Below are 26,300 nucleotides of genomic sequence, written 5' to 3'. Positions count from 1 at the left end.
ATAAAAAAAAGATTTTTAATTTTAATTTAGTTTAATAAGTACAGAATTTGCCAATGATATAAATAATTCAAATAATCTTGAAGGTGCACAATATTTGCTCAATAATGGCACATTGAAACTTTGTGATAATGATGAATGTATAGATTTTAACTAATTAACATATAAAAAAAGGGATTAATGATTTTATTAAGCCCTTTTCTTATTTCCCATGAATTCAAATACTTTTTTTTGATTTAGGAAGTCAAATAATTTTCTAAATTAGATTCGATAAAATGAACCAATGCTCTAAAATTAGAATAGTCTTTTCAATATATAAAATAGTTTGCCTACGATGAGGTAACATGTTAAATATATTTAAATTTTTTATAATTTTCATCTATATTTCAACTTGTTTTAAAAGCTTTTCCATGGAAGAGATAAAACTTTCAACGTCAGAATGGAGTCCATACATTGGTGAAGAGCTACATGAGAAAGGATTGATTGCAAACATTGTCCAAAGAGCATTAGAGTTAGAAGGATATAAGTTAAACTTGGTATTTATGCCCTGGGCGCGAGCTGTAAATGAAGCGCAAACAGGAAAAGAAGGGCTGGATGGCTATTTGCCAGAATATTATGATAAAAGCAAAGAAGAATATTTCGAATTTTCAGATCCATTTTTAGATAGTGAAGTTGGCTTTCTTATCAATGAAAAAAATAAAACAAAGTTTAATATAAACATAGATAAAAATAATTTGTCAAAGTCTTATGAAAAACTAGTAAACTTTCGTTTTGGAGTTGTCAGGGGATATATTAACGAGGAATATTTTGATAAAATAACTTTTCTAAAAAAAATTGAATCTACATCTGATGAAAAGAATTTAATTTTACTTGATCAAGGAAAAGTTGATATTGTTGTTATTGATAAAAATGTAGCAAATTACTATAAAAGAAATTCACCTGATCTTTTGTTATCAAAAAATCAACTTATATTTCTAAATCCTCCAATAAAAAGCCATAAACTTTTTATCGCATGGTCGAAATTAGCAAGCAATTTTAAAGCTAAAAATAGAATTTTTAATAGTGGATTAAAAAAACTTCTCGATTCGGGTGAATATTATAAAATAATTAAATTTTATCAAAATATTCAGTAAACTCTGAGAAATAATTTCTAATGGAAATATTACTATGCAATATAAAGTTTTAATATTTTTTTTACTTAGTATCATATCCATAAAAATTCATGCTATTACTTTAAAACTCTGTTATCCAGATAATGATGCTCCACCATGGCAAATTGGTAATGGGGAATATATTTTTCAACCTCCTGGATTATCAATTGATATTATTTCCTCTGCAGCAAGAAAAATTAAAGTAAATTTGGAAATTATAAGAGTTCCAACAAATAGAGTTTTTCAAATGTTAGCTAAAGAAGAAGTTGATGGAGTCTTTATTTTTTCATATTTACCAGAAAGATTAGAACATGGAGTTTTTCCAACTCTAAAAAATGGTGAACTAAATCATAAAAATAGAGTTGCTACAATGAACTATCATTTCTACAAAAACAAAAATACTAAACTAAATTGGGATGGAAAAATTCTAAGTAATTTAAATTCTGCAATTGGTGTAAACAGAGGCTATGCTGTTATTGATATTTTAAAAAAAAATTCTATTCCATATGAAGAAAGTAAAGGATCAGAAATTTTAGTTAAGAAAGTAGATACAGGAAGGTTAGAGGGATTAGTTGCCCAAAGTGTTACTGTTGACTTATTTATAAAAAAGTTGAAAGCAAAAAATTTAATTAAACTATCTCCTCCACTTATTTCTAAAGATTATTATTTAGTTTTTGGTAAAAATTTTTATTTAAGAAACAAAACATTATGTGATAAATTTTGGGAGAATATAGGAAATGTCAGAGATGTAGTAATAAAGAAAAATATTTTAAGATATGCTAACTAAGAATAAATTATATTTATTCTTAGTTAGCATATTGTAAGTGTATTTAAATATCTCAATAAATTCGTACTAATTAATTTAATTTATTTCGAAATTTACCTTTAACAACATGACAGGTTCAGTAACTGTATTTGTAATTCTTGTAATAAGAATTTCTGCATAATCCTTATTTGATTTACAGTTTTCCTTTTTTTCATACATAAATGCACCATAATTTGCTAATCTAAGTTCATTACAATTAACATTTTTAATTATACTGTAATTATATATTTTATCAGGAATAAGTAAATGCTCAATATCACTATAAATATAACCTGAAATTCTAACATCATCTTTGAAGGATATTTGATGTGTTTCAATATCTTTAGGAATAGAGTTTAATTTTTCAGATAAATTTGGTTTATTTTTAACTTTTATCTCAATCTCTCCAGCTTCATTTCCATGCTTTATAACTTTAAGAATAATTTTATCGTTTAATCTATTTTTCTCATCCGGATTTGAGTAAGAATACATATATCTACTACCTAGTACTATATTTGGATTCGGGTTTTTAAGCTCAAAGTCAAGATCATTCATATAACGTTCTACAAAATTTCTATCTATAACTTTAAATCCATCGCCACGATCAACTAGACTGTACTCATCTCTATATAGGCTTCCTGTTGCTCTTCCATTTTCATCCAAATATATTTCATTAATAAACATTCTTGGATCTATCTCTTTAAATTTAAATATATTAACATTTATTTCATGCGAATTTTTATCATTATGCAATGGAGTTTTTATTTTATCGGTTTCACTAACTTTAACTTTACCTGTTATTTTTTTATAATCTTCGCTATTTAAACCTTTATTTTCATAAGTAATTTCACCGTTTTCATTTACTTCTAAATGACCTCTATCTGTATTTTTATCTACATTATAATTATAAGACTGGCCTTCTAATCTTCTTTGACTTGTATACAGAATATCAGATAAAATATCTCCAACAAAGAAATAAAAGTGTTCATTTGAACCTTTAAAGGTTTTATCACGCTGTGCGCTATTACTTATTTTTATTTTGGATTGTTTTGAATCAGACAATTGGTCGAACTTAATTATTTCAATTTTATTGTTAGTTGTTTTTCCTTTAATTGGCCCTTCACAATAAAGAGTATTTTCATTAAACATACAATTTGTATTTAAAAATCTATTATCATCTGAATATAGACTACTTATTGATGAATTTAAATTTTCTTCATTAACATTTTTATTATTTAATTTCCATTCACATGCAAATCTTGCTTGTGAATTAGAATATTCATTACTTGCAACCAATTCACAAGTATTTTTTTTATGCGTAATTTCAATTCCATTTAATTTAAATTTATTAAATATTTTGTTATATATATCAAATAATATAGTATTATTTAATTCAAAATATTTATCATTTACTTTTGTTTCTAAATTGTTGTAATTATTTAAATTATTTTTCACATCAATTACATAATTTTTGAAATTTTTAGAATACAATTCTGTATTTGAAATTTTTTCCATTAAATTATCAAATTCAATTACATTATTTGCTTTAATTGAAGCTATTATTCCATCAAATATTGCACGTTCTTTCTCGTATAAGTAATTTAATAAAGCATTACTTTGTGGATATAAAATATTTGATGGTAAAATATCTAATGATGAATTTACAATTTCTTTAATCGGTCTTATATTTTCAGAAGTTATCGAATTAAAATTATATTTATTCTTTAATATACCATTAAATTGAGTTGAAAAAGCAAAAAATTCTGCACTCCCTTCTTCAAACCATTTCATTCTACTCCATTTTTTTACAAATGAAGAAGTATCACCATCAATTCCTTGTACCAAATATCTAGCATTTAAATAGTGGACGTATTCATGTCTAACAATCTCTTCTAAATTATTTTGATTGAATGTATAGAAAGAACCTACGTGCTCAACATAAAATCCACTTAATCCTTCTGGATCATTATCACTAATGTAAGCCTTAAATTTATCATAATCTTCTTTGTTTTTATAAATAAAAACTTGTAACCTTTCATTTGGATCATTTCTAACAGGATCAAATGTTTTTGCTGTTCTTTTATACTGAGCTTCTACTTGTTTCATCGCTAGGTATAGTTTATCTGTTTGATTTTTATCTAAAGATGAAAAAATTATAATATTTCCTTCATCATACTTTGATCTGTTTTTAAAAAGTTCTTTACTTAATTTAGATTTTGCGTCACATATATTCTTCTGATATTTATCAACAAAGTATACGCAATTTTTTGAATTAACAATTTTATTTTCTTCTAGTGCCGAAACAGCTTCAACCCAATATCCTGAAGGATCCTCTTTCCCTGTTTTTGAAATACGTGAGGTATTTGCTATTAGCTTTTTTAAAGTATCAATAATTCTTTCTTTATTATTATTGTCATTATTTTTTACATTATATCTTAAAAATCTTCCTAGTTCTCTTATATAGTTCCTGTAGATTTTTGACTCTGCTAATTTAAGATTTTCATCATTATTAATTTCATTATTTACAATATTTATAATATTATTTACTATATTTATAAATTTATCTCTATTTTCTTTAGATTTAAAATAAATACCTCCAGCATCGTGTGAAGAAGCTAAGGCATTTTGAATTGGTAAAATAGAATCATATAATGCACTCTTATTTTTATCCACAATTGAAGAAGAATTTAATGTAATATATTCAATTAAAGCTAAAGATTGTTCATAAGTCTTTGCTGATTCAATTAATCCAAAAACTTGCTTTGATAAAGTTGAAAGATTTTCAGAATATTTTTTGTCATATATTTTAATAGCATATTTATGTGCAATAGTTGCAATGGAATCTTTTAAGAAAGTATCACTTTCATATTTTTTCTTTTCCTCATCATACTTTATGTTAAAGTCATTAATATACTTTGGATTTTCTTTTTGTAAAAAATAAGCAAAATTTAAAAATGAAACTAAATTAAGAAATTTTTTAGGTGAATTTAAGTCGACCCTATCAACTTCAACTAATGCTTCATTAGTAATTGTAATCATATTATCTTTTGTTATAATTTTTCTCAACTCTAATGGAGAAGCTAAAGATATTTTTAAAATACAATCTGGATCTATATTTGCAATCTTATCCAAAAAGTCCTTTCCTGATAAACTCATAATTTCTTTAATGATATTTTTTGAGTCAGTCCTGCAATATCCATTGCTCTTATTAATTACATTAAATCGAGGCTCGTTAGCTAATGCATATGTATTAATACATGATAAAATGCTTAAATTAATAATTACTTTAAAACAACTTCTTATTTTTAAAGCGTTGTTTCTCATAAAAAAACCTCCTTGTTTAGATTCCCATTCTTTTTGAATGATAAAAAATTATTATTTTATGGAGCTATTAAAATCAAATTTAATTTATGTATTTTCATTAATTAATAAAGTTAAATATTTAACTTATAATATTTAATTATAATAAGTAACTAAATTTTATAATACTTTATTTATTTAATAATTTTATTTTTTTTCTTTTAATTATGGGTATCTATACTAAAAATTTTAAAATAATCATTTGTTGCATAAAATAATTATTTAACTATATTAAATTTTTAATATAGTTAAAAATTTTTAAATTTTTGAAATTATTTTATAATTTAGTTTAGCAAAATTAATCTAATTGCTCTTAATTTAAATTGGCTTAGGAAATAAATTTTTATTTATTTATAAGTAAAATTATTTCTAAATTATGAAAAAATATTATTATATTCAACAAATTAAATTATCATTATGCACCATAAGTGCTTATTAAAAACTCTAAGTTAATTACTTTATTTGAAATTATTTAAGAAAATATTAAATTTTTATTCTGTAATGTTTTTCTTTTTTAAAAATGAAATAGAACGATAGTTATTTCATCTTGATATATGATTATTTATTTTAAGTGTATTTAAAACAATTATAAAGCTTTTTTGTTACTGTTAGAAAAAAAAATCTACTTTAAACTTGAACTTGCAAGGGTTAATACCAAAATAATCTTTACAAAGAGTCAAATGTAGACTACTATAAAATACCGAACATTTGGTACAAAAAGTGTTCTTTTTAGGTGCTGATTAATATCATAGGGATTCCTTTAAAATGACAAAAATTGAATTAATACAAATACTTATAAATGAATTTAGAAAATTTGGATATGAAGGTCTTAGTTTGAGACAAATATCACAAGCCACTGGTCTTGGAAAAGCTAGTCTTTATCATTACTTCCCTGGTGGTAAAAAAGAAATGGCTTTTGAAGTCATGAAAGCTGCTAACTCATGGATCGAAAAAGATTTGCAAACTCTTGTTTCCTCAGATTTACCTCCTGATGAGAGATTAGAAAGTTTAATCAAAATTTTAAAAGAGTTTTATCAAAATGGCAAAAATGCTTGCCTACTTGATGTAATGACAATAGACAATTGCTCAAATGATGATTTCTATCTTGAATCTAGAAATATACTAAAAAACTTAACAAATATTTTTTTTACTTTAGCAAAAGAATATGGGCAAAATGAAACTCAAGCTTATATCACAGCACAAACTGCTTTAAGTTTACTCCAAGGTTCGTTAATTCAATCAAGAATACTTCAAGATACTAATATTTTTGAGCAGCAATTTAATTATGTTGTTCGCTTATTGAAGAATAGTAAATGAATTTTGCAGGGAAAGAGATTTTTTATAAGTTAAAATAAATTTTCAAATAACTATTTCCTCATTGCCTTCCGAAAAAATTTCAACTAGATTTCATATACAGAATTAGGAATATCTTATGAAATCTAGTTTGCTTTTAAATAGTGATAAAAAAAATTGGTTTGTCATTTTATTAGGCGGTTTGACAGCATTTGATCCATTAACAATAGATATGTATTTGCCAGCGTTTTTAAATATCCAAAAAGATTTAAAAACATCAATGCCACTTGTCGAACTATCTGTTTCTTTATTTTTTATTGGCATGGCTTTAGGACAACTTGTCTATGGTCCATTATCAGATAAATTTGGCAGAAAAAAACCTCTTATAGCTGGAATGGTACTTTATTTTTTTGCAACTATTGGCTGCGCTACAGCCAATAATATTTATTTCTTTCTCCTTTTTAGATTGATTCAAGCTTTTGGTGGCTGTGCAAGTATGGTTATAAGTAGAGCAATTGTGAGAGATCTGTTTGAAAAAAAACAAGTTGCTATTTTTTTATCAAATATGGCAATTGTCATGGGAATTGCTCCTATAATAGCGCCTTCCATTGGTGCAATTATTAATCAATACTTTGGCTGGAGAGCGATTTTTTATTTCTTATCTTTTGCAAATCTTATTAGCATCTCACTAATTATCCTTTTTTTACCAGAAACAAATAAAAATATTAATAGAAATCTTAATTTTTCAACAATTATGATAAATTATTTATATTTTTTAAAAAATAGAACATTTATTGCATATTTAATTCCTGATGTTTCTATTAGAGCTGGAATGTTTGCCTATATTGCAGGATCTCCCTTTGTCTTTATTCAAATATTTCATTTATCTCCTAAAGAGTATGGAATATTTTTTGGTATTAATGGATTAGGATTACTTATAGCCGCTCAAATTAATAAGAGATTATTAAATTTTATGACTCCTGAAGTAATATGCCGTAAAAGTATTAAGATTGCTTTTCTTGCCTCATTTGTACTGCTAATAACTAGTTTTATTCCAATTTTATCTGCTATATTTATTTCACTTTTTATTTTTATTGCAACTTTAAATTTTATAAGCCCTAATTCTATTTCTATAGTTTTAAGCAATCAAGAAAGTAAAGCCGGATCTGCTTCTGCTTTTTATGGATGTTTTCAGTGGAGTATTGCTTTTATAAGTTCAGCTATTGTTAGCTTTTTTCATAATAATACAGTTTTACCATTAATGAGTACTATATTTACATGCGGCTTCATTTCTTTTATAGGTTATCACTTTTTTCTTTACGATAATAAATTACACTCAAAAAATTAATCTATTTCTGATGAGCTTTTCCATAAGCTTTCTGAAGTGCTTCTTTATCTAGTGGGCTTAGATATTTTACATTTCCAATATAATCCCAATATAGTCCTTGATATAAAGGAACTATTGTAAATTTTCTAGGATCTTTACTAAAAGCATTTAATGCATAATGCATAATTGAATAATAATCATATGATCCAAATTGTAATGTAGAGTGATGGCCAATATCAAAATTATTTTCCTTACCAGGCTGAATATTTTCTTTGATAATTTTTACATAATAGTCTCTATCTGCTCGACTTTGTTCATGCAAAAATCCAAGAGAGTGCATAAGTTCATGTTGAATAATTTCAGAATAAATACAACCATTTCCTAAAGAAACTGTTTGCGGATAATCTGCACCAATTCCTGAATAACAACCATCATCATTTATAATTTCAAGATAATTATATTGCAATTTATCATGTACTTCTATAAATTTTACATTTGCTACTTTTTCAATTTCATTCATTGCAAATCGAATTATAGATTTTTCAAAGTAAGTGAAACTTTTTTTATGAATGTATTTATTTCTAGAAGAAAAAGGAATAAATGAATAATATATTGTACCATTATTCCAGTAATATTTAGAATAATTGTATGGAGCGCTTGAACTTTCCTTAGTACCATTATTGCTTTTTTTGACAAGAATATCACCCTCTATAAGTGAGTATGTTATTTCATTTTTACTTGAATCAATCTGAAACTCTTTCATCGCTAATGGATCTTTACTCAATTGAAGCATGTTTGCAGAAAAAATATTACCATGTATTTGTATTAAAGTTAAAAACAAAATTATTTTTTTCATTTTATTAACCTCTTAGATTAAATTTTATTCTTCAATTTTTTATAATTAAATTTCTACATTAAATCAAATATTTTTTATTTAAATTTGTTAAAACAAGTATATAATTATTAGATAAATTTTTAGATAATAAATTATCATAAAAAACAATTAGATAAAATTAATGAATATAATTAAATATTAAAAATTAATTTAATTATATCTCTGCTAAGAAAAATAATTTTTTTATTTTTTTTGTGCTGTCTTTTGAGCAGATTCATCAAAACTATTATGAAAAGAAGAATTTGTTAAATCTCTATTTACCTGTTGAAGTCTTGAATGTAAATTAGGATTTTTTTGCTTGAGTTCATAAGAATCCTTTAAATGTTGACCAACATGCATACCTATTAAATAGGTTCCAACTACTAAGGACAAAACAGGATTACCATATAATTTAGCCATTCTTTTTGTTATCAGGAATTTAACTGGAAAACTTTGAGCAAAACTTCCATAATAAGTTGATTTTGGAAATAAGTGATTCATGGCCGCATTTGTTCTTCGACGAAATGGTGAGAGATTAAATAAACCAAAAACTGATAGAAATATACCTAATTTTTCAGCCACAAAATTATTTGAAAGATCATAAATAATTTCACAGGTATGTGTAATTTTTCTTGTAGGATTGGTTATAGAACCTTCAATTTTTGAAAAATTCTCATAAGTATTTTGGAAACTATAATTTAGCGTATTAGATCTTCTATTCCAAGTTCCCCTAAAATCTTGATAATATTGTAAAGGAGTTGTAATTTGATCAAATCTTTGCATAAAATATTTTTTTACATCTCCTGTATTCATTGCACAAATCATAAAGTTGTAGGGATCTAAAGCATTACGAGTTTGAGAAGGAATTTGATAAAACAAATTACTTATACCTCTTTCTAGTAAATTAAAATTTGCTTCTACTAAATCGACAACTTTATTGTATGCTAGCATTTTAAGGTACCAATAAAGAGAGTCATCTTTTCGATGATTATATTTAAAATTTGTGAAAATATTTTTTTTTAAAGCATTTCCATTTGTATTAAAAAAATCTGTTGATTGTCTAAGAGCATAATTATATTTTTCAATACAGAAACTATTAACAAGTTTTAATGCTTCAACACTTTCTTCATGTGTTAAAAGAATTTTTTCTTCACTAGATGAAATAGCATCATCATGAATGTCTCCGATGACTCTAGGCATAACCCTTCCTTTATAATATGTTTAATATATAATCTTAAATTAATTTGAATTTTATTAACTGTAAACAGTATTTTTTTCCTAATTCAACAAAAAATAAATTTTATTAACAACCTGTTGACTAAATCTATAAAATCATTAAATATCAATTAAATTTTAAATAATTCGTGCAGTTAGATAATTCTAAGATTATTTTAAATGATTAATAAAACTTTACCTACTTAGGAGAAATTATGCATATTAAATATATGCTCTGCGGGCTGTTGCTTATTTTTACAAGTCCAATTTTAGCAAAGTTTTATAAGTGCCCTGAAATTTATCAAAATACTTATCACTCAATATTTAGTGAAATTGATGAATGGCAAATATATGCAGTCAATGCAGCAAATAAAACTATTTATAAATTTACTACTAAAGAAAAAATGGATGATTGGCAAGATTATAATATAGAAATCACTTTTAATAGAGATATGTCCATCTTATTTTGTTCTTCAGCCGCTCAACACATAGAAGTGAACAAAAGTAACATATCTCTTTTGGTACTAGGTGAAATTAGAGCATTAAAATTTATTGACGAAGTAAATTGTTCTATTGATAAAATTAACAAAGGATTTACTTGCAATTAATCTTTTTGTTTTAATGCGTTTATTATTGCTTTAGAAATAGCTTGAATTGCCTTGATACTTCTATTTTCTACACGATAAAGTAAACAAATTTCATCATGAAAAGATGGAAAATTTTCCATCTTATATAATTTTCTACTTTCTACCAAATTAGCTACTTTTGTTGGTAAAACTCCTATGCCACATTCTTTGCTAACAAGCGAAGCTATCACTTCTAAACTACTTGATGAAATTATTCGCTTAAATTTAATTCCTTTTTTATAAGCAACTTTTAAAACACTTTGCACCTGTATGAGATCAGGATCACAAAGCAATATACATTCATCATTTTTAATTTTTTGCAAATCTTTATTTAGATTTGAACTCCAAAAAGTCACTTCGTCATCACAAATTTTATGGATTATGAGATCTGGATGATAAATCGGATTTACAGCGATTCCAATATCAATATTTGAACTAATTACCCCATCCACAATTTTTCTTGATAATGAATGTTGGAGATTTATTTCAAGTTGCTGATGATTCAAAAGAAGAGTTGGTAGAAATTCTGAAAGTGTAAATAAACCAACTGAAGGATGACAACCAATAGTATATGATCCTTGAATTTCATTAATTGAAGCAAGAGCTTGAACTTTTAATTGCTCCCAACTTTTTATTAAGAATTTTGATTGTGCTAGCAGTTGTCTCCCAGCTTGGGTTAGCATAACTCCTGATTTATTTCTGATAAGTAAGGAAGTTCCTATAGATTCTTCAAGTCTTTTCATAGCTTGAGTTAAAGATGGTTGGCTTACACCAGCTCTTTTTGCTGCTTTTGATATATTTAACACATTTGCTACTTCAATAAAATAATGCAAATCTGAAGGTGATGCTATCATTTAATCTCCCATTGATACTTTTTTAAAAATTAAAATAATTTTAAAATAGAAACGTTATCTAATGGGACATTCTATTTTATATTAGGTATAAAATCCAATATTAAGTCTATTTACAACCAGTTTAAAAACCCATTTTCAAATAATATTTTAAGATTATAAGAGAATCTCATTCACTTAAATTTAATTTAACTAATTATAATTCATTATTTCCCATCATAGTAAGAACTTCTTTTGCACGTATTTTAATTGCTTTTTTCTTTTCTTCTGTAAATTTTTCCAAGCTTTTTAAAATAAGAGACATTCTAGGATTATCTTGAAAAATGTTTTTATTTCTTTCAATAAAATTCCAATATAATGAATTAAATGGACAAGAATTACTGCCAATAATTTCTTTTGAATTGTAAGAACAATCTTTACAAAAATTACTCATCTTACTGATATAATTTGCACTTGCTGCATAGGGTTTGCTAGCAACAATCCCTCCATCTGCAAATAAAGCCATTCCAATAGTATTTGGCATTTCCACCCATTCAAATGCATCGCTATAAACAGATAAATACCATATATGCACTTTCGTAACATCAATACTCGCGATGAGAGCAAAATTGCCTGTAATCATAAGACGCTGAATATGGTGAGAATATGAATGCTCTTTAGTTTGTGCTACAACGTCAGCTATACAATTCATTTTTGTTTTTCCCCCCCAAAAAAAGTCTGGTAGGGGGTTTTTTGCATTAAAATAATTTAAATCTTCGTAAGAAGGCATTTTTAACCAATATATCCCTCGTACAAATTCACGCCAACCAAGAATTTGTCTTATATACCCTTCAGCAGAATTTAATGAAACATTTCCTTGATTATATGAATTTTCGACTAATTTACATATTTCTCTTGGCAAAATTAGACCTACATTAATGTAAGATGATAGTAATGAATGATTTAAATATGCCTCACCTTTTACCATAGCATCTTGATATTCACCAAAATTGGGAAGGATATATTCTACAAAATGTTTAAGTTCTATTAATGCTTGCTTACGAGTAACAGCATAATGAAATGGCTCTAGATTTCCAAAGTGACTTGAGAATTTTTCTCTAACAAGTTTTATTACATCAAGAAGTATTGAAGATTTTTTATGACTTATTCTTTTTGATGATTTAAGATTTTTAGAAGGAGGCTTTCTATTTTCTTTATCATAATTCCATAATCCACCAATAGGACTGCCATCTTTTTCAAGCAATATTTTATTTTTTTTTCGCATTTCTCTGTAAAAAAATTCCATTCGTAAATTTATTTTTCCACTTGACCATTTTTTAAAATCAGAAATGGAACAAAAAAATCTATCATCTTCTAAAATATGAAAAGATAATTGAAAATATTTACGAATTTTTTCAAAAAATATTTTATTTTTATATTCACTTGGTTCTGTAACAGTTATTTTCTTTATAGGATAATTTTGAACAATTTTTTGAAATTCAAGAAATAAAGAACCTGAATTTAATGGATCGTCCAACTTTATATAGACAACATTAAATCCTTTTTCTGTTAATTCTTGAGCAAAGTGTCTTCTTGTAGCTAATAAAAATGCTATTTTTTTAGGATGGTGCGGAATATCTGTAAATTCTTCTAAAGTCTCACAAAAGAAAATGATATCATTTTTATTTGCGGTTTTTAATGAAGAAATTGATTCAGATAACTGATCTCCCATTATGTAAATTAGATTACTCATATGTTCCATTTATTTAAAATCCTGCTCCTTCTTTCTCAAGGAAATTTATCTCACTTTGTGTCGAACTTCTACCAAGTACTTTATTTCTATTTGGGAATCTGCCAAATAATTCAATGACTCTTTTATGTTTTAAAGCATAATCTAAGTTTATTTTACAAAATTGTTTTTGTTCAGAGGATGCATTTTCATATTCCTTTTGATATAAATCAACAGACTGAATTTGTAAATGAATATCTTCAGCATGTTCTAGTGGCAAAAAAATAAAACTTCTTTTTTGATAAGACAATAATTTGTCATACCCTAGTCTGATGGCAGTTAAAGCATATGGAAGACCCAAATGACATATTGTAAACGCTCTTGCTTGGCCACGAAAAACATTAAGAGGGAATTGATCCAATAGTATGATTAAAGCTAATGCGCCTTCAGGTGTTTCCATCCACGCATCAAGATGGCCTAATATAGCTTTATCAATTAATTTTCTATATTTTTTCTCAATAAATTGATCTATTTCAGGAAATCCTGAAAACCACAATGTCATTGATGAGTTCACATTTTTTAATTTTAGTTTTTGAACATCACCAAACCAAAAATCTAGAATATTATTAATATTTTGATTTGTTTTATTTTCTTGCATTTTTAAACCCACTCATAAAAAATTTATTGTTCTTGTCATGGTGATTCCAAAAAAGTAATTTAGCAAAAGATTTTATACATTAATAATTATAGATATTTTCTTCTATTATTGCAGAGTGTTATAAGATATATTTCCATTAATGTCAATTTTAGCTTCTAAATTACTTTTCTCGCTAATTTTCCCACCAAATCCTTCATAAATAATTGTTGAATCTACTGCTAATGGAAATTTTGGTATTACAATACTTCTAATTTCGGGATATTTCATAAATATTTTTTCAGATGCACTTACTAATTTACTATAGAATTCCATTTTACTTTCTTTTTTTGAGTATCTATAAGGTATCAAAGAAATGATAATTAAAAGAATTATAGTTTGAAAAAATAAATTAATTTTCGTATTTTTTATTGCACCATTGAAAAGAATAATAATTGGAAGAATAGCAATAATAAATAAATGTTCATTTAATAAGTATGTAGATCTATCATATGATGGAATACAAGAAAATCCATAATAAGTGATAAATATATATAAAAGAAAAAACTGTACTAAGGAGTCTTTATATAATTTAAAGAAAAATACTTTAATAAAAGTTAACAAATAAATAATGAGCAAAGGAAAAATTTTATATACTTGAAATAAAATTAATGATGAATCATTCATTAAAAATATAAATCCTCTTCCAAATCCTCCTTGAAATAGAAGAAATTTATGAATAAATGTCGCTGTTCCTGTATTTCCTACATAATTATTTAATTCACTTGAAATTGAAAATGTATGTATTATAAAAGGTATTTGTAAGATAAGAAGAAGAATAACTGATATAAATAAAAATTCAAATTTTAGTCTTTTAGATTTTGTCTTAATTAAAATAAAAAGCATAGACGCTAGAAAATAAAATAATGCAGGTGAGTGGCATTGAACAGAAAACCAAGATAGAGTTATAAAAACTAAAATATTAATTTTATTAATTTTTTCATAACCATTGCTTAAAATATTTTTATATATAGCAAAAGCTAATGATAAATTAATAAACATTGTTGCATAATTAGGATTCCAAGAGAGTCCAGCCATTGAAGCCAAAATTGGACTTGTAATGTATAAAATAAACAATGAAAATATAAAAACAAGTGATTGATTATACTTTTTTGCTAAGCTATAGAACAAAAAAGAGTTTGCTAATGCAAAAAAGAAGGATTGAGAATATACAGCTATATGTGGCAAATAATTAAAAAAAGGCCCTAAAATATGATAAGTTAATTGCAAAAGCCAATAAAAAATCGGACCTAAAGAATTACCGCCAGAAGAAATAGACGTACCAATAAGTTGAATATCCTTTGAGCTTGCAATTCTCCAGTCTCTGGATTGATCTCCAAGCATTTCATAAGAGTCATGAACATCATAGATAAAATATAAGTAATTAAATAAAAATAATATTAGTACAGGAATAAAAATTTTTAAATCTTGCTTTTTTAAAGACATGTGAAATCACCTTTCTAAAAAAAGCAGACTATATTTGTTTGAATTTTTTGTCAAAAATTAACTTCTATAAAATTTAAATTACTTTCTAAAATTTTAGCTAAAAGTAAAAATTACTTTCTATTAAATATATTAAATTTTTTTTCAAATTCTTAATGTATTTTCTATTCTCTACAAGTTGATATGATAGACAAATGTTATTTTTCTGACACTAGCCTAAACTTAAATCAATTAAATACGATTTTAAATAAATAAAGACTTTAATAAGGAAAAAGAAAATGCTGTATAAAATATTTATTTTGAAAATATTCTTAATTAAACTTGCTATTATTTGTTTATCTTTTGCTAATTTTAATGCTTTTGCATTCACTGGACCTGGTATAGTTTTCAGTCCAATGATAGGCTACTATAACTATAATGATGACTATACAAATACAACAGCTAGCCCAAAACAAGATCAACGCTCACATTTCTTATATGATATTCGTCTTGGATACCTTATTAACACTAAAGTAAAATTATATTTAGGTTTAATTTATTCTGGAATGAAGCGAGACTATACACCAGGAACAATTCAAAGAGTTTCTGCTGGAGCTTCTGCAGGTTTTGCTGCTAATAATTTTGCAATTTTAGTGCATTTTTTCCCTTGGTCACAATATAATCATCCAAATTTTACAGCATCTGATGGTGTTGGGTTCCAATTTGATGCTGGTTATTATGCACCACTATCTAAGGCGTTCTCACTCGGTTTACAGTTTACTTATAGGAATATTACTTATAATACTTATACACCAGTTGGATCAACGACAAGCCAATCCAAAGTAATTACAGAAGAAGAGTACTTACCTATGATAGGTTGTGCTATCGTTTTCTAAATTTTATTTAATAATACTCTTCTATTTACATGTAAATTTGGAGTACTTTTTTTTAGTTTACAATTATTATTTGACTTTTAATAATGAATATATAATTTTTTGACTAAATCAAATTTGTTGCGACAAATAAAGCACCTCCTTCAAAATCAGGCAGGTCTATCAAGAGAGTATCCCACTGACCTTTCCAATACCAAACTTAAAAATATATTAATTTTATCTATACATTCTTAATTTTTTAAATGGATGAGCCCAAAAAAAAGCTACAAAGATATAGATTAATAATGATATATAAGGCGAGAAATAAGTTGTAAATATTCCTATTATATAAAAAATTATTGAAAATTTTCCTATCTTATTTTCACCAATTTCTTTAACCAACTTTGAATCTTTATCATGTGATATTTTTAAGGTATAAGTTAGAAGATAAAAAGATATTGAGGATAAAAGTAAAACTATTCCATAAAGAACAACCGGGGTTTTTGCAAAAGAATTTTCACCTGACCATGCTGTAACAAAAGGAAGCATTGATATCCAAAATAATAAATTTATATTTGTCCAAACAACTTTCATGTTAATTTGGGTTGCTAAATGAAATATATAGTGGTGACTTACCCAATATATTCCTACATAGATGAAACTTAAGAAGTAGCTTAAAAAAATCGGAAGTAAAGGTAGTAATTCATATAAATCGTCAGTTTGAGGAATTTTTAATTCAAGTACCATTATAGTTATTATAATAGCTAAAACACCATCACTAAATGCTTCTAACCTTGCTTTACTCATACAATGCATATTTTGCTCTTTTTGTTTAGAAAAATATTTTTATACAATCCATTTTTCGGAGATAAACAGATTTATGTAATAGAAATAAATTTCCTATTAGATATAAAATTTTTATTTAAAAAATTGAGATATTATTTAATAAATTCATATAGTAATAATAATTTAACTATAGAATAGTCTATTATATTGGTAATTTTTATGTTTACTTACATTTTTTAAAATTCAAATAAAAAAATGTAAATAAATTAGAAAATTTATTTACATTTATGTCATTTATTGCAAATGGAGGCTTGTATGAAAAAATAGATAGTTAATTCTTTCCTAATTTTTGTAGCAATTAACTTGATAACTATACAAGTATTAGCAAATAATGTTATGAAAGATGAATTTACTTTAAGATATCAAATTTTTCTTTTTCTGAGAATTTTTCTAAAGAGTAACGGAGCATTATTTTAGGCATTACTTTAAAATTATTTTTCAAAAAATTTTTTAACTGAAGTTTATTCTTTTTACCAGCTTCTCTAAGCATCCATCCACATGCTTTATGAATTAAATCATGATTATCATTTAAAAATCTCGGAATTATAGAATAAAAGAAATTAAGTTCATTTTTATGAATATATGCGAAACACGAAACAACAGAAATTCTTCTTTCCCAAATTGAACTTGAATACGATAAATTGCTTAAAATATCATCTAATTTATTTTGATAACAATATTCTCCTAAAATTTTGTAACAACTAGCATCTACCAGATCCCAATTATTTATGAATTTTGTATTACTTAAATAAAAGTTTACAATTTTTTTTTGGCCTTCCTCATCTCTATTTTTAGTCATTATTTCATACTGATAAGTTAAAATAAGCAAGCCAAGCAATCTAACTTCATGATACTTATTGACTAATAGCTCATGAATTTGTTCAAGTTGTAGTGATAAATTTTTCTTTGCTATTTTTCTGACTTCAGGAACCACGACTCCTAGAAAAAGATCTCCTTCTGCATATTGCCCTTTTCCCGTTTTAAAAAATTTTTGTTGTATTGCTGCTTTTTCAGTATTTTGCAGCTTTTTTAAATTTTGGATTAATTTATTTCCCATTTTTCCCCTAATTAGTATATTTTCAATTAGTTAGAAATATATCAAGAGAGACTTTACAATATTTTTTCCAATAATAATATACAAATTTATCCTAAATTTTATTAATGATTAACAGATTTATATAATTTTAGGATTAATATTATTAAGATAAAAAAAATTAGTTAATCCAAAAAAATTTTATTATTAACTTTTTATTAACAGTAATTTCATTTTTTCAGCATTGTAACAAAAAAAATTAATGGTAAGTATGAATTAATGAAAAACCTTAATTGGAAAGTTTTTCAGTTATTTATTTTTAAAAGGATTATAACATGTCAAAACTAAATGAGAATTATAATGTAGGAAAACCTCATAAAGAAATTTTAGCTGTATTTGCTAAAGTAAAAGTAATTCCAGGAAATGAAGATTTTTTCAAAAAGGAAATGGAAAAAATAATTCCTTTGACTTTAAGTGAAAAAGGAGCTTATTGTTATTTGCTACATGAATCAACAAATGATAAATGTGAGTTTACATTATATGAACAATGGGAATCTCAAGATGATTTAAATGCTCATTTAAATTCAGATCATATGACTAAATTCTTTAATGCAGTGAAAGATATTATGCAAACAGGATATCCAGAAATTAAAACATATCGAAATGTTCGTTAATTAAAATAGTAAGACTTATATTTGCAAAATTTTTATTATATTTATAAGTCTTTATCTGGATCATAAATATCTGTTAAAGTTTTTTTTACTATAGAAATTATTTCATCTTCTATTTCTTTATTAAAAGCAATATAATTATTAACATCAATATCTTGAAGTTCAATTAACTTTACAACATCACTCATTTGCATATTATTTTGGTTTAGATACTTGAGCATAGAATTTTCACTTAAAATTATTAAATCTTGTCTCTTTCCAATAAATTTTTTAAAATTCAAATCCATAGAAGTTGCTATTTCTATTTTAGGAAAACCTTTTTTTTCTAGTAAAATTTGTCTAAAATCATCTCGAACAACACCTATTGAATACTTTTTTGTGTCATTAATATTTTTAATTTTGATATCTTTTCTCGATTTTAACTTGAAGAAAAATTGTCTAGATTTATAAATAATGCAGCAATACTTTAATTCTTTTTCTCTTACTTCTGTTTTTGCTATAGGAAAAATTGCAAAATTTTTATTTTTTGTCGTTTCATAATAAGCTCTTGACCAAGGCATGATTTCTACTTTGCTTTTTATATTTAATTTTTTTACTAAATATTGAATTCTTTCACCTATAACTCCTTTTAATTCATTACTTTTTTCATCATAGTAGATAACTGGTGAAGGTTCAGTAACAAAATGAAGATCTTTTATCTCAATGGCGTATGAATTGTACCAATAGATGAGGGAGATGAATATCATTTTTATTTCAAATTTTAACATGCAACAACCTCTTCATATTGAAGATAAAGCACTATCAATAAATATAGCATAGTATTTAGTTGAATTAAATTTCTAATTTTTGACTAGCAGAATCTTTCTCTTTACTTACTATTGATATTTGTCCAACTTTACCTAATCCAAATGGCGGCATATTAGCATAAATATTTTCATAAGAACCACTAGATGCTAAATATGTCTCATGCCATATTCCAACACAATCATCATTTCCAATATTTAAACGCATACCAATTAAAAAAACAACAAAGTCCCCTTTAAACTTTGCAGTCATTCTTTCTTTTATAACCAAGAAAATCTCCTCTACATTTTATTTTGCATCAATAAAACTTTTCTAAATAAATATAATTTAAGTAAACAATTTACTCATCATTCATTGTGGAAAGAAGAGTATTTGTAACTGCATCAAAATTCTGCTCAGTAACACAGATAGGTACACCGATTTTAACCTGCAATTTTCCAAATGGAGTAGGGAATAATTTTTTATCCCAACTCCATATTTGGAAACTCGGTTTTGATGTAAAATAAAGGGGAACAATAGGAACTTTACTTTTAGCTGCAATATAAAGTACACCTTTTTTTAAAACTTGTGGAGGACCAGAGGGGCCATCTGGGCAAATCATGGTTGAATATCCAGATTTAAGATCTTTTATAAGCTCCTTTGTAGCTTTAATTCCAGTATTTCCAGCAGATCCTGGTATTATTTTTTCGACACCTAAAAGTCTTACAAGTAGCCACATATGCGCCATATATAATAAAGGATGAACCATCCAAACATGTTGCTTATATTTAAAAAATGCAGAAAAATAGCATGGAAAATATCGATGCCAAAATATGAAAATATAATTTTGATTAGGTGAAAGATTTTCGCTTCCTATCCATGAAATTTGTATAGTCTTATGATTTATCCAATATTGAAAATATTGTAAGTATCCTAATACATATGCATATATTAACAAGAATGGTTTTACTAATAAAGGTGCTGAATCTATTCTGATTGGCATATTCTAATTCTTAAGATTCATAGTATTTATTTCTGACACTTATTAGTAATATATATTTTTTATCTTTTTCTATATATTTGCCCATATTTTTATTATTTATTTTTAAATAATAACGCAAATACTTACTTTCATTTTCTTCTTTCATTTTAAATCACCTACCTTTATTCTGTAATAAGGAATATTATACCACTGCAATTTTTTAGATTCAATCTTTTATAAAAACTTTAATAATAAGCATTGTTAAAATGTACAAGTTAACAAGAACACTGTCTTTTTAACTTATTAAAAAAGTATCCAATATTTTTAAATTTTAAAAGTGGTAATCTTTTTATTATATTTGATAAGATGAATTCAAAATTCTAAATATAATTTTGAATCTTAAATGAAAATAATTTAAAATAAAAAAAATAAATTTAGTGAGGAAATTAGTGTGGAGAAAATTATTAAAAATGTTGCAACTTATAAAAAAGCTTTAGATTTGGCTAAAAGTTTTGAAGAAGAATCAAAAAATTGTTTAGGGATACAACTCAATCAAAGCACTTCCGATTGTGAAGGTTTTTGGCCTCTTCTTGGCCATACAATTAATAATTTAGGCGACCCATTCACTGGGTTAGGTGGCCATCTGGTTTCTTTTGAAGCAGAAAAAGAATTAGTTCATTTTGTATCTAATTTACTTAAATTACCTGAAAATGATGCTTGGGGTTATACCAATCCTGGATCTTCGTTTTCAAACTTGCATGGAATCCATATTGGCATGCGTCGTTTTCAAGACCCTATTTTGGTATTTGCAGAAGATGCTCATTATAGCATAATGAAAGCGGCTTTAATAACAAGATGTAAGCAAATTTTGAAAATAAAAACTCTTTCTAATGGTTCCATGTGTTCTGAAGATCTTTTTAAGAAATTAAAAACACAGAAAAAAAATGAAAATTATATATTTATTTTTTGCTCTGGTTCAGTTAATAAAGGAGCTTATGATAATATTTTAGAATTAATAAATAGTATTAGATTAGCAAATATTAATTCAGAAAACTACCATATACATCTAGATGCTGCTTTAGGTGGATTGATTACACCATTTTTAGAGTATCAACCTTTGTCATTAGATTTTAGTATTGAAGAAATTGATACATTATCAGTAAGTTTACATAAAAGAGTTGGGATCCCCATGCCTGGTTCTTTATTTTTAGCAAGAAAAAAAATAATTAATAATCTTCCATGTTCTCCTTTTGCTGAGTGTGTTGCTTCTTATGATACTACTATTGGAGGCTCAAGAGATGGAACTATTCCCTTTATTGCATTAAATATAATTAAAAAAGTAGGTATGGAAGGTTTTAAAAAACGTACACAAGCAATTTTAGAAAAAACAAAGATATTAACTGAACTTTTAAATAATAAAAATATTGACGCATGGCATAATAAATTCTCACCATGTGTGGTATTACCAGCTCCTTCTCAAATGCTTGCAAAAAAATATCATTTACCTATTTTTGTTGATCCAAGTAAAGATAATTCTCATGATAACTTTACTCATATTTTCACTATGGAACATGTAACAGAAGAAATTATTAATCAATTTGTTGAAGATTACATAAAAGATCCAGTTATAATTAGAAAATATTTTAAAAAAAACCGAATAAATTCAGAAATCATTTCCAACGCCAAAAAAATACCAGTTAAAGAAATAGTAAAAAACACTTATGCACCAATTATTGGATTAGGTACCTATAGAATTCCTGCTGGTTTTAGAGCATATAATGCAGTTCTAAATGCTCTAAAATTAGGTTATAGACACATTGATACTGCGAGTGTTTATGAAAATGAAGAAGATATTGGTAAAGCAATTAAAGATTCAAAAATTCCTCGTGAAGAAATTTTTATTTGTACTAAACTTGCATCTTCAAAGGTAGATCCAAAATTTGTAAAAACTGAATTTAGTAGTAGTTTAAATAAACTAAGTATGGAATATATTGATTTATATCTGATTCATTCACCAAATAATGCAACAAATAGGCTAGCAGCATGGAAAGAATTAGAAAAAATTTATGAATTAGGCCAAATAAAAGCAATAGGAGTATCAAATTATGGAATATTACACTTAGAGGAACTATTAAAAAATTGTTCTATAAAACCTGCAATTAATCAAATAGAAATTTCTCCTTTTAATCAAAAGAAAGATATTGTTAAATATTGTTTTGAAAATAATATTACTATTTGTGCATGGGCACCATTAACAAATTCTCACTTTTTTGAAGATCCTGTAGTTTCAAATATTGCGCTAAAATATAATGTAACTCCAGCTCAAGTTTTCTTAAGATGGAGTTATCAAAATGGTTTTTGTTCTATACCAAAATCGGAAAATATAGAGCATATGAAAGAAAATTTAAATATTTTCAATTTTGATCTTACATATAAAGATCTTGCAGAGTTAAATTCATTAGAAATTAATTTTAAAACTTCTTGGAACCCAACTGTTGTAAAATGATTAAAATCTTGATAATTACCTTTCTAATGTGAAAATAATTGTTAGATCAAAACGAAAAAGTATATTAAATTTTTTGAAAAGAAAGAGTAAGTTCTTGACTTATATTATTAATTTTTTTTAATTTGTAAAATTTCTTCATAATTCTCCCAAAAATATAAGATTTAGTTACTATATAAAAATATTCTAACTAAAATATTTTAATGTATGCTTGCTTTTTATATTCGCATATAATATATGTTCCATATAAATACAATAATATTTAGGATAAAAAATGAAAATAGCATTACTTGATTCTGATAATAAAGATTTTTTTATTAATAATTGCTCCGACTTTCTTGATGAATACAAATTATTTAAACCATTCTTAAAAGAAAATGGAGCTGATGTAGAAATTATAAATTGGAAGAATATAACTAAAATTCAAAACGAATATGATATAATAGTACCAAAAAGATGTTGGGATTATTCGCTTAATTATTCTGATTTTATTGATATGCTATCGGAACTAAAAAAAAATAATAAAAAAACCGTTAACGATATAGATCTCATAATATGGAATTCACATAAAAAATATCTTTTAGATTTAAAAGATATGAATCTAAACATTGGCGAAGTTCTTATTATTAATAAAAAGACAACTAATTATATAGATATAATTAATGAATTTATTATTAAAATTGAAAAAAATTCATTATATAGTAATTTTGTAGCTAAACCAGCTATAGGATTGGGTGGAAAAAATGTATTCAAGTTTTCTAAATCAGATTTGATAGAAAAAAAGGCTCTTTTTGATGAGATATTAAATAATTGGGATTTGGTAATTCAAACATTTTTTCCAGATATAAATAGTGAAGGCGAACTTTCATTTTTCTTTTTTAGCAATCATTATTCCCACGCAATAATGAAAAAACCAGCAATAAATTCTATTTTAGCTCATCAATTGTATGGTGCTAAAAATATTTCATACTTTCCCTCTTTGGAAGAAATTAAGGAAGCAAAAAAATTTATAGATCATTTAAACCCAAACTATGCCAGAATTGATTTGGTTAGACATAATGGAAAATTATATTTAGTTGAACTCGAATTAATTGAACCTTATTTATATTTAAACGAAAATATGACAGAAAATATTTCAGCTTTTTGTAAATCACTAATGAATTAAAACTACAATTATATTTCATGCAATGAAATAATATTTTATTATTACTAATCTTTTAAAACACATTTTATTATTGATAGTTACAATTTATAGTACATTTCCAAACTTTAAAATTAATTAATTTCTTGAAATCATCATCAGTTAAATATTTTTTAAAAATTTTTAATACTGTTCCATCAACAACCATTTCCTTAATTAAGGTATCCCAACTCTGTCTTTCAATTTCATTAATTGTTTTCTTTGAAATAACAATTCCTACATTGGCTGATTTTTCTTCTGGAAACCAATCATATATTTCAATATCATCTTTTAAGTTAGGAAATTTTTCAAAATATATTTTATAATTTAAAATACTTCCTATCACAGCTTGAATTCTATTTGTCGCTAATTTCTTATACATTAATTCTTGGGAGGTAGACTCTTCTACTCTTTTTTCTTGCCTTAAGAGGTCTAGCATATTATCAATTTTTTTGCTCCCATCTTTATAAGATATTATTGTACCAAAAATTAAATTCTTATTTGCCATAAAGTCTTGCATGCTTTTAATATTAGTTTCTTTTCTTATTAAAATAGATTTTTTATAACTAACAAAATTAGAAAAATATGAATATTCTTCCCTCTTAGTTGTTGGAATACCTGATGTTGCAAAATCTAATTTACCATTTTCTAATTCATACCAAATTCTAGCTCTAGGTTCTGCTGTAATTACAAATTTACAACCACTTCTTTTTTCAAGTTCTTTAAGTAAATCATAATCAATTCCACTTTTTTTATCCGCCATATAGAAAAGTCCATTCTCATATACTTTTGCTGTGAATTCTCTATTACACTCTGGTAAAACACTTTTTCCATATATTTCAAAACTTAAAATCTGACTTAATAAAATAATAAATTTTAAAAAAAATATTTTATAAAACATATTCATATCCCAACTTAATTATTTTTCAATAAAAATTTAGTATTTTAATATTATATCTTAATTTTTTTTCTTGTAAAGAAGATATAAATTATATTTGATTATTTGAAAAATTTAAATCATTATTACATAAAAATCAATTAAATTAATTTTTAATTAGCTTACCTTTTATAAAATTTAAGTAACATAAAAATTTAGAATTATTCAAAGGAAAAACGGGAAAAGTAGACATTTACTCAGAAAGATGTATAAGAGTAGAGTTACAAGCAGTATTTTTTGTTCTTGATTTAAATATATTTATACTCCTTAATACTTATATTATAAGGGTAAACTATGATAAAAAATTGGACATTAGTATGCACTGGACTATTTGGATTGTCTTATACAGTAACATCTTTAGCAAACTCTTGCGCTAAAGATGTTACTCCTCTTATTCAAAAAATATTTTCTACATTAGGAAACGACTGCTCTAATTATGTATCCCTTTACTCTAAAAATGCTAGATATTATCATCAACATGATGGATTTAAAACAGCACCAGAATTATTAAAAACTTGTCAGAACTATGCGACATTTTGTCCAGGAAAGTCTTGCAAATTTCAGCAAAATGGCAATCCAATGTTAGTAGCTCGTGAAAATACATGTCATATTCTTGTACCTTATTTATGGTCAGAAATTCCTGCAAATAATAAAGCTCCTAATAATTTAGAACCACATACAGGTTGGGAATATATAGCAGTAAGTCCAGATAAAAACTCACCTTTTAAATATACAATTAATAGTTTTGCTGAAATAGAATCTACATATTCCGTATCATTTAATTGGTCTGAACCAAGCAATACTCCATCAAATGTTGCTCAAAGTACTTTAAAACTTCTTGCACTTGAAAATAGTGCATCTAAAGGCGAATGTGACAAACCTATAGCGCCTATTTTAACAGAATTCTTTAAAAATAAAAGCAATCGAGAAAATACATGGAAGCAACAAGGCGATGCAATAGTACTTGCTGCTGGAGGGATTTGCCATGTATTAGTACCATTTGCAGCACAAGTTGGTGATTTATTAAAAACAGGTATTTTTGTTTTTCTCCTAGAGACAAATGTCTCATTAATTAATTATAAAATAATACAAAGTATTGAATTTATAAAAAAATGATTTTATATAAATTTTCATTAATTATTTTTTACTTTATTTCAAACATCATATTGG

At 25.3% G+C, this 26,300-nt stretch carries 24 protein-coding genes; 10 read left to right on the top strand and 14 right to left on the bottom strand.

Annotation, left to right across the window (positions count from 1 at the left end):
* The first annotated feature begins 407 nt into the window (after positions 1 to 407).
* Both GOY08_RS05630 and GOY08_RS05625 read left to right on the top strand, forming a co-directional pair.
* Positions 408 to 1,130 (top strand): substrate-binding periplasmic protein, encoded by a 723-nt coding sequence (locus GOY08_RS05630; protein ID WP_158997885.1) that lies wholly within the window; start codon positions 408 to 410, stop codon positions 1,128 to 1,130.
* Positions 1,131 to 1,164: 34 nt separating this feature from the next.
* Complete coding sequence (locus GOY08_RS05625) at positions 1,165 to 1,935, top strand: substrate-binding periplasmic protein (protein WP_158997884.1); 771 nt, start codon at positions 1,165 to 1,167, stop codon at positions 1,933 to 1,935.
* Between the two features lie 75 nt (positions 1,936 to 2,010).
* On the opposite strand, the gene GOY08_RS05620 is transcribed toward GOY08_RS05625, so the two are convergent.
* Entirely contained in the window at positions 2,011 to 5,277 is a 3,267-nt protein-coding gene (locus GOY08_RS05620; protein ID WP_158997883.1) for a collagenase, read from the bottom strand.
* A gap of 801 nt (positions 5,278 to 6,078) precedes the next feature.
* On the opposite strand from GOY08_RS05620, the gene GOY08_RS05615 reads away from it, so the two are divergent.
* Positions 6,079 to 6,630, top strand: coding sequence for a TetR/AcrR family transcriptional regulator (locus tag GOY08_RS05615; protein ID WP_158997882.1), 552 nt, complete (start codon positions 6,079 to 6,081; stop codon positions 6,628 to 6,630).
* 115 nt (positions 6,631 to 6,745) lie between these two features.
* Entirely contained in the window at positions 6,746 to 7,954 is a 1,209-nt protein-coding gene (locus GOY08_RS05610; protein ID WP_158997881.1) for a multidrug effflux MFS transporter, read from the top strand.
* Position 7,955: 1 nt separating this feature from the next.
* Here the strand turns inward: GOY08_RS05610 and GOY08_RS05605 are convergent, their stop codons facing one another.
* Positions 7,956 to 8,789 (bottom strand): M12 family metallopeptidase, encoded by an 834-nt coding sequence (locus GOY08_RS05605; RefSeq protein ID WP_158997880.1) that lies wholly within the window; start codon positions 8,787 to 8,789, stop codon positions 7,956 to 7,958.
* A gap of 222 nt (positions 8,790 to 9,011) precedes the next feature.
* Positions 9,012 to 10,007 (bottom strand): hypothetical protein, encoded by a 996-nt coding sequence (locus GOY08_RS05600; RefSeq protein ID WP_158997879.1) that lies wholly within the window; start codon positions 10,005 to 10,007, stop codon positions 9,012 to 9,014.
* A 230-nt stretch (positions 10,008 to 10,237) separates the two neighbouring features.
* Between GOY08_RS05600 and GOY08_RS05595 the strand changes: the two genes are divergently transcribed.
* Entirely contained in the window at positions 10,238 to 10,630 is a 393-nt protein-coding gene (locus GOY08_RS05595; protein ID WP_158997878.1) for a hypothetical protein, read from the top strand.
* On the opposite strand, the gene GOY08_RS05590 is transcribed toward GOY08_RS05595, so the two are convergent.
* The 4 genes from GOY08_RS05590 to GOY08_RS05575 form a co-directional block, all read right to left on the bottom strand.
* Entirely contained in the window at positions 10,627 to 11,502 is an 876-nt protein-coding gene (locus tag GOY08_RS05590; protein ID WP_158997877.1) for a LysR family transcriptional regulator, read from the bottom strand. The genes GOY08_RS05595 and GOY08_RS05590 overlap by 4 nt on opposite strands.
* A gap of 193 nt (positions 11,503 to 11,695) precedes the next feature.
* Entirely contained in the window at positions 11,696 to 13,231 is a 1,536-nt protein-coding gene (locus tag GOY08_RS05585) for a cryptochrome/photolyase family protein (protein ID WP_158998075.1), read from the bottom strand.
* A 13-nt stretch (positions 13,232 to 13,244) separates the two neighbouring features.
* On the bottom strand, positions 13,245 to 13,865 hold the full coding sequence (locus GOY08_RS05580; RefSeq protein ID WP_158997876.1) for a DUF924 family protein: 621 nt from the start codon (positions 13,863 to 13,865) through the stop codon (positions 13,245 to 13,247).
* Between the two features lie 105 nt (positions 13,866 to 13,970).
* Entirely contained in the window at positions 13,971 to 15,347 is a 1,377-nt protein-coding gene (locus GOY08_RS05575) for a hypothetical protein (RefSeq protein ID WP_158997875.1), read from the bottom strand.
* Positions 15,348 to 15,622: 275 nt separating this feature from the next.
* Between GOY08_RS05575 and GOY08_RS05570 the strand changes: the two genes are divergently transcribed.
* Positions 15,623 to 16,219 carry a hypothetical protein gene (locus GOY08_RS05570; protein ID WP_158997874.1) on the top strand — a complete coding sequence of 199 codons (597 nt, stop codon included), beginning with the start codon at positions 15,623 to 15,625 and terminating at the stop codon, positions 16,217 to 16,219.
* A 213-nt stretch (positions 16,220 to 16,432) separates the two neighbouring features.
* Here the strand turns inward: GOY08_RS05570 and GOY08_RS05565 are convergent, their stop codons facing one another.
* Together GOY08_RS05565 and GOY08_RS05560 are read right to left on the bottom strand one after the other, a co-directional pair.
* The gene (locus tag GOY08_RS05565) at positions 16,433 to 17,011 is read right to left on the bottom strand and encodes a TMEM175 family protein (protein ID WP_202914028.1); all 579 of its coding nucleotides are present in this window, start codon (positions 17,009 to 17,011) and stop codon (positions 16,433 to 16,435) included.
* A gap of 379 nt (positions 17,012 to 17,390) precedes the next feature.
* A complete protein-coding gene (locus GOY08_RS05560; protein ID WP_158997873.1) occupies positions 17,391 to 18,098 on the bottom strand; it encodes a DNA alkylation repair protein in 708 nt (235 codons plus the stop codon).
* 311 nt (positions 18,099 to 18,409) lie between these two features.
* Here GOY08_RS05560 and GOY08_RS05555 point away from each other — a divergent pair, with 311 nt between their 5' ends.
* On the top strand, positions 18,410 to 18,748 hold the full coding sequence (locus GOY08_RS05555; RefSeq protein ID WP_158997872.1) for a putative quinol monooxygenase: 339 nt from the start codon (positions 18,410 to 18,412) through the stop codon (positions 18,746 to 18,748).
* A gap of 41 nt (positions 18,749 to 18,789) precedes the next feature.
* Here GOY08_RS05555 and GOY08_RS05550 read toward each other — a convergent pair whose 3' ends face one another.
* From GOY08_RS05550 to GOY08_RS15610, 4 genes are all read right to left on the bottom strand, one after another.
* On the bottom strand, positions 18,790 to 19,512 hold the full coding sequence (locus tag GOY08_RS05550) for a substrate-binding periplasmic protein (protein WP_158997871.1): 723 nt from the start codon (positions 19,510 to 19,512) through the stop codon (positions 18,790 to 18,792).
* A gap of 64 nt (positions 19,513 to 19,576) precedes the next feature.
* The gene (locus tag GOY08_RS05545) at positions 19,577 to 19,819 is read right to left on the bottom strand and encodes a monooxygenase family protein (protein ID WP_158997870.1); all 243 of its coding nucleotides are present in this window, start codon (positions 19,817 to 19,819) and stop codon (positions 19,577 to 19,579) included.
* Between the two features lie 70 nt (positions 19,820 to 19,889).
* On the bottom strand, positions 19,890 to 20,531 hold the full coding sequence (locus tag GOY08_RS05540; protein WP_158997869.1) for a lysophospholipid acyltransferase family protein: 642 nt from the start codon (positions 20,529 to 20,531) through the stop codon (positions 19,890 to 19,892).
* A gap of 10 nt (positions 20,532 to 20,541) precedes the next feature.
* Positions 20,542 to 20,676 carry a hypothetical protein gene (locus GOY08_RS15610; RefSeq protein ID WP_268892489.1) on the bottom strand — a complete coding sequence of 45 codons (135 nt, stop codon included), beginning with the start codon at positions 20,674 to 20,676 and terminating at the stop codon, positions 20,542 to 20,544.
* Between the two features lie 285 nt (positions 20,677 to 20,961).
* Between GOY08_RS15610 and GOY08_RS05535 the strand changes: the two genes are divergently transcribed.
* Both GOY08_RS05535 and GOY08_RS05530 read left to right on the top strand, forming a co-directional pair.
* Positions 20,962 to 23,016, top strand: coding sequence for an aldo/keto reductase (locus GOY08_RS05535; RefSeq protein ID WP_158997868.1), 2,055 nt, complete (start codon positions 20,962 to 20,964; stop codon positions 23,014 to 23,016).
* Between the two features lie 271 nt (positions 23,017 to 23,287).
* On the top strand, positions 23,288 to 24,178 hold the full coding sequence (locus GOY08_RS05530; protein ID WP_158997867.1) for an ATP-grasp domain-containing protein: 891 nt from the start codon (positions 23,288 to 23,290) through the stop codon (positions 24,176 to 24,178).
* A 67-nt stretch (positions 24,179 to 24,245) separates the two neighbouring features.
* Here the strand turns inward: GOY08_RS05530 and GOY08_RS05525 are convergent, their stop codons facing one another.
* A complete protein-coding gene (locus tag GOY08_RS05525; RefSeq protein ID WP_158997866.1) occupies positions 24,246 to 25,094 on the bottom strand; it encodes a substrate-binding periplasmic protein in 849 nt (282 codons plus the stop codon).
* A 330-nt stretch (positions 25,095 to 25,424) separates the two neighbouring features.
* Here GOY08_RS05525 and GOY08_RS05520 point away from each other — a divergent pair, with 330 nt between their 5' ends.
* Positions 25,425 to 26,246, top strand: a complete 822-nt coding sequence (locus GOY08_RS05520) for a hypothetical protein (protein ID WP_158997865.1) — start codon at positions 25,425 to 25,427, stop codon at positions 26,244 to 26,246.
* Positions 26,247 to 26,300 lie beyond the last annotated feature (54 nt).

It is taken from the genome of Pigmentibacter ruber, assembly GCF_009792895.1.
Taxonomy (GTDB): domain Bacteria; phylum Bdellovibrionota_B; class Oligoflexia; order Silvanigrellales; family Silvanigrellaceae; genus Silvanigrella; species Silvanigrella rubra.
The sequence above is the reverse complement of the archived record's forward strand: the minus strand, read 5'-3'. Positions and strand labels throughout refer to the sequence as shown.

Coding starts and splice junctions, on each gene's coding strand:
- GOY08_RS05630 (WP_158997885.1), top strand. CDS start 408: ATGGAAGAGATAAAACTTTCAACGTCAGAATGGAGTCCATACATTGGT.
- GOY08_RS05625 (WP_158997884.1), top strand. CDS start 1,165: ATGCAATATAAAGTTTTAATATTTTTTTTACTTAGTATCATATCCATA.
- GOY08_RS05620 (WP_158997883.1), bottom strand. CDS start 5,277: ATGAGAAACAACGCTTTAAAAATAAGAAGTTGTTTTAAAGTAATTATT.
- GOY08_RS05615 (WP_158997882.1), top strand. CDS start 6,079: ATGACAAAAATTGAATTAATACAAATACTTATAAATGAATTTAGAAAA.
- GOY08_RS05610 (WP_158997881.1), top strand. CDS start 6,746: ATGAAATCTAGTTTGCTTTTAAATAGTGATAAAAAAAATTGGTTTGTC.
- GOY08_RS05605 (WP_158997880.1), bottom strand. CDS start 8,789: ATGAAAAAAATAATTTTGTTTTTAACTTTAATACAAATACATGGTAAT.
- GOY08_RS05600 (WP_158997879.1), bottom strand. CDS start 10,007: ATGCCTAGAGTCATCGGAGACATTCATGATGATGCTATTTCATCTAGT.
- GOY08_RS05595 (WP_158997878.1), top strand. CDS start 10,238: ATGCATATTAAATATATGCTCTGCGGGCTGTTGCTTATTTTTACAAGT.
- GOY08_RS05590 (WP_158997877.1), bottom strand. CDS start 11,502: ATGATAGCATCACCTTCAGATTTGCATTATTTTATTGAAGTAGCAAAT.
- GOY08_RS05585 (WP_158998075.1), bottom strand. CDS start 13,231: ATGAGTAATCTAATTTACATAATGGGAGATCAGTTATCTGAATCAATT.
- GOY08_RS05580 (WP_158997876.1), bottom strand. CDS start 13,865: ATGCAAGAAAATAAAACAAATCAAAATATTAATAATATTCTAGATTTT.
- GOY08_RS05575 (WP_158997875.1), bottom strand. CDS start 15,347: ATGTCTTTAAAAAAGCAAGATTTAAAAATTTTTATTCCTGTACTAATA.
- GOY08_RS05570 (WP_158997874.1), top strand. CDS start 15,623: ATGCTGTATAAAATATTTATTTTGAAAATATTCTTAATTAAACTTGCT.
- GOY08_RS05565 (WP_202914028.1), bottom strand. CDS start 17,011: ATGCATTGTATGAGTAAAGCAAGGTTAGAAGCATTTAGTGATGGTGTT.
- GOY08_RS05560 (WP_158997873.1), bottom strand. CDS start 18,098: ATGGGAAATAAATTAATCCAAAATTTAAAAAAGCTGCAAAATACTGAA.
- GOY08_RS05555 (WP_158997872.1), top strand. CDS start 18,410: ATGTCAAAACTAAATGAGAATTATAATGTAGGAAAACCTCATAAAGAA.
- GOY08_RS05550 (WP_158997871.1), bottom strand. CDS start 19,512: ATGTTAAAATTTGAAATAAAAATGATATTCATCTCCCTCATCTATTGG.
- GOY08_RS05540 (WP_158997869.1), bottom strand. CDS start 20,531: ATGCCAATCAGAATAGATTCAGCACCTTTATTAGTAAAACCATTCTTG.
- GOY08_RS15610 (WP_268892489.1), bottom strand. CDS start 20,676: ATGAAAGAAGAAAATGAAAGTAAGTATTTGCGTTATTATTTAAAAATA.
- GOY08_RS05530 (WP_158997867.1), top strand. CDS start 23,288: ATGAAAATAGCATTACTTGATTCTGATAATAAAGATTTTTTTATTAAT.
- GOY08_RS05525 (WP_158997866.1), bottom strand. CDS start 25,094: ATGTTTTATAAAATATTTTTTTTAAAATTTATTATTTTATTAAGTCAG.
- GOY08_RS05520 (WP_158997865.1), top strand. CDS start 25,425: ATGATAAAAAATTGGACATTAGTATGCACTGGACTATTTGGATTGTCT.